This is a genomic window from Bacillus sp. C30, from assembly GCF_040838255.1.
In the GTDB taxonomy this organism is placed as follows: domain Bacteria; phylum Bacillota; class Bacilli; order Bacillales; family Bacillaceae_G; genus Bacillus_A; species Bacillus_A mycoides.
Genome location: NZ_JBFPJH010000321.1, coordinates 1 through 3,660, shown reverse-complemented (window position 1 = coordinate 3,660; position 3,660 = coordinate 1). Strand labels below are relative to the sequence as shown.

Annotated in this window: 4 protein-coding genes and 1 pseudogene; all 5 read left to right on the top strand. The window is 34.3% G+C overall.

The features are described 5' to 3' along the window. Positions 1-22 precede the first annotated feature (22 nt). Positions 23-262 carry a D-alanine--poly(phosphoribitol) ligase subunit DltC gene (gene dltC / locus AB3X49_RS19425; protein ID WP_016107073.1) on the top strand — a complete coding sequence of 80 codons (240 nt, stop codon included), beginning with the start codon at positions 23-25 and terminating at the stop codon, positions 260-262. A gap of 140 nt (positions 263-402) precedes the next feature. Continuing rightward, complete coding sequence (locus tag AB3X49_RS19420) at positions 403-744, top strand: zinc ribbon domain-containing protein YjdM (protein ID WP_000067662.1); 342 nt, start codon at positions 403-405, stop codon at positions 742-744. A gap of 320 nt (positions 745-1,064) precedes the next feature. Next, entirely contained in the window at positions 1,065-2,888 is a 1,824-nt protein-coding gene (locus tag AB3X49_RS19415) for a BppU family phage baseplate upper protein (protein WP_367964132.1), read from the top strand. A 108-nt stretch (positions 2,889-2,996) separates the two neighbouring features. Beyond that, positions 2,997-3,143 carry a hypothetical protein gene (locus AB3X49_RS19410; protein WP_367964129.1) on the top strand — a complete coding sequence of 49 codons (147 nt, stop codon included), beginning with the start codon at positions 2,997-2,999 and terminating at the stop codon, positions 3,141-3,143. Positions 3,144-3,243: 100 nt separating this feature from the next. Continuing rightward, a pseudogene (locus AB3X49_RS19405) lies at positions 3,244-3,546 on the top strand (phage holin family protein); the annotation flags it as partial. Positions 3,547-3,660: the final 114 nt, after the last annotated feature.

The window sequence follows — 3,660 nt, the reverse complement described above, 5'->3', positions numbered from 1 at the left end:
TGGGTATAGAGGAGCATAAAAAATGTCTGAATTTAAAGATCAAGTATTAAATGTTTTAGAAGAAGTATGTGAAAATGATATCGTAAAAGATAACCCAGATGTGCAATTATTTGAAGAAGGGATTCTAGATTCTTTTGGTACAGTATCTTTATTGGTAGAATTTCAAGAACGTTTAAACATTGAAGTGTCTATTTCTGACTTCGACCGTGATGAATGGGCGACACCGAACATGATCATTAAGAAACTGAATGATCTGCGATAAAAATAGATGCTTGAGACACAGATAAGAAAAGCTTCTTACATTTTAACTTCGTAATTGTTATTCTTACGAAGTTGTAAAAAGGTAATTAAAAAATTTTTATATATTTAGAATGAATGATAACGAGTGGAGGAAATAAAAATATGTCTAATTTACCAAATTGCCCAAAATGTAATTCAGAATACACTTACGAAGATGGAAATCTTTTTGTTTGCCCAGAATGTGCTCATGAGTGGACTTTAGAATCAGAAACTGAAAATAGTGAAGATACAAAAGTGATTAAAGATGCAAACGGAAATATCTTAAACGATGGTGATTCTGTAACAGTAATTAAAGACCTTAAAGTAAAAGGAACTTCATCAGTCGTAAAAATAGGTACAAAAGTAAAAAGTATCCGTTTAGTAGATGGAGACCATGATATTGATTGTAAAATTGATGGTTTTGGAGCTATGAAATTAAAATCTGAATTTGTTAAAAAGGTATAATTGTGATTTTAATGAAACAGAATTAGTTTGACTTAATTGTTCAAAGTCAATGAACATACAACATTTTTAAGGTAGAAATGAAACAACTTTTATAATAGAAAGACCTCATTTATGATAAGTATTCTTGAATGAGGTCTTTCTATTTTTTTGAACGTATCCAACCATAGCGTGTATTTTTAGAAAATGCTGTCTTGTGTTTTACGTCACAGAATATAAAGATAGTTTACAATACTCTATTCGGCACCTAATTGGTATATTTTGTCTTATTCCCCCTTTTCGGGGGATGGGCAAAAACACCCATTATGTAAAGGGGTGGTTATATGACATTCAAAACCTATGAAATTAACGTCGATTTAGTAAATGATGCATCCACAACTAATACCATTCGCTTCTCACAGAATGATAGAAACTCCGCAAAATTGTTATTATCAATAACAAATAAAGGGACTGAACTTGATTTAAGTCAGGCGAAAGCAGTACGGATGACATTTAAAAAATCAGATGGGACTCGTGTCTTTCAAAATGATTGTCAACCGATTAACGTTTTAAAAGGAAAATATCAAATTCTATTAAAAACACAAACGTTAACGTCGATTGGTAATGTTATTGCACAGATCCACATTGAAGAAGAAGACAGAACCATTGATACACAAAAATTCTTATTTGTAGTAAATGAATCATTATCCGGTGATGAAGCGATTGAATCTACAAATGAATTTGGTAGTATCCAAAAGATCATTGAAGCTGGTGAGAAACTTGAGGGCGTAGATATCCAAGCAATTGTTGATTCTAAAGAAACAGCAGAACAAGCGAAAGCGGCAGCAGCGCAAAATGCAAATCAAATTGGGATTTTGTCACAAAAGGATATTAAACGTGTGACACTTCCATCAGATAAACTATCTAAGGTGAAACGTAAAATCCCATTTCCTGAGAAGTTCACTTGGAAAGATGCACCGATTAATATTTACAAAGACGCAATAGGTAAAATTACAACTGATTTTGATGCAGCGACTTTTAAACCGGATGTAACAGGAAAGAAGACGTATTATGTAAGTTTAACCGGAAATGACACAAATGACGGTTTAACACCACAAACAGCATTGAAAAATGTATTTATCGCAAGAGCAAAAGCAGATGTTGGAATTATCGAAATCGCCGCAGGTATGTATGAAGATCAATCTGGATTCAATAATAGTTCAGGTGCAACGAACTCAAAAGATATCATTATTCGTGCAACACAAGGAGCAAATGTTGTTTTAGCAGCTGGACGTTTCAATTTAACTTGGACAAAAACAGCAGGAAAAACAAATGTATACCAAATAAATCGTTCATCAGTTGCTGGAGTTTACGATCTGAAATTTGTGGACGAGCATGGTGACCATAAGCAATTGGCTGTTAAAACGTCAGTTGATGAAGTAGACTCAAATCCAGGTTCGTATTATACAGACGGAACAGTATTATATGTCCATACAGTTGATTCTCGTGCAGCGGATCAGTTATTTGTTGCGCTGGACCTATATAACTTTAAAACAGTAGGAAACTATAAAGTGTACTTAGAGAACTTAAAGTTTTGGGGAGGAAAAGAAGGGGGTGTAAGTGCGTCTTTGAGCGCATCGACTGATACACCAATAATTGCAGCTAAAAATTGCGAGTTCAAATATAGTACAAATGGCGCTGGTGGTTTTATGACATTAGGCGTCACTTCATACGCTCAAAACTGTGTGTGTGCTTGGAATTCTAGAGACGGATTTAATTACCATAAAGGTGGTACCGTAGTTGCTAAAGCGATTGAAGTTAACTGTATCGGTCGTAGCAGTGGTATTGGTAGAGGAACCGATCAGGACAATGGTTCAACAATGCATGATGGAGGTAAAGCCATTCGTGTGAACTGTATTTATCATAGTAACGAGGGTCCGAACGTACATGATATTACGGTAGAGTGCGAATCTTATGGCTCAAAAGCAAAAGCGATTGCAAGACGTACAAACTATAGAGTAGAAGATAATGCAAAAATGTGGCTTGATAGTTGTATAGGATTTGATTCTGACTCTTCATTATATGGAAGTACAACATGTGAAATTTATTTAAGAAACTCCGCATTCGATAGAGATGATACGATTCTGGGGTTATTAGAATATTACTGATTTTTTTGTTACGCATATCTTTAAAATTTCACAAATAATACACCTTTAGTACACAACATTAAGATATTCTACAGTGAATTACTTTTGAAAATAATAGGAGAGTTAAGTATGAAGAAAGACGGTAATTTCTTTGTAGGCTTGTTTTGGGGAAGTGTATTTTCTATTATCCTCTGGATATCATTTTTTAGCTGGATTAAAATTTTATTAAAATATATTCATCATCATAAAGACTCGTTGATTCAGTTTTGGTGGTAGTAAATTCGAAAATAATAAAACTCTATAAAATATGGCTTTTATAGATTAAGAGGGGCACATAATGTGCTTCTCTTTTTATTTTAAATAAGGAGGAAAGAATGTGGATCGTATTGATGTACTATTAAAAGCTTTTATTGCCACTTTCGGTGGCTTCTGTGGGTATTTCTTGGGAGGATGGGATGCAACATTGAAGATCTTAGTTACGATGGCAGTCATTGACTATCTTACAGGAATGATTGCAGCAGGATATAACGGGGAATTAAAAAGTAAAGTTGGTTTCAAAGGCATCGCCAAAAAGGTGGTGCTTTTTCTTTTAGTTGGGGCGGCAGCTCAATTAGGTACAGCACTTGGAAGTAATAGCACTATTCGTGAAACTAGAATCTTTTTCTCTATTGGTAAAAAGAACCAATGGACAAGTGCCACATATGATGATAGGGAGAGGAGGCGATACCAATGCAAGAACAAAAACACGACGATTTCAAAGAATTATTAGTTGGGTTAACACGAGTTGAAACAA

Coding starts and splice junctions, on each gene's coding strand:
- AB3X49_RS19410 (WP_367964129.1), top strand. CDS start 2,997: ATGAAGAAAGACGGTAATTTCTTTGTAGGCTTGTTTTGGGGAAGTGTA.
- AB3X49_RS19420 (WP_000067662.1), top strand. CDS start 403: ATGTCTAATTTACCAAATTGCCCAAAATGTAATTCAGAATACACTTAC.
- dltC (WP_016107073.1), top strand. CDS start 23: ATGTCTGAATTTAAAGATCAAGTATTAAATGTTTTAGAAGAAGTATGT.
- AB3X49_RS19415 (WP_367964132.1), top strand. CDS start 1,065: ATGACATTCAAAACCTATGAAATTAACGTCGATTTAGTAAATGATGCA.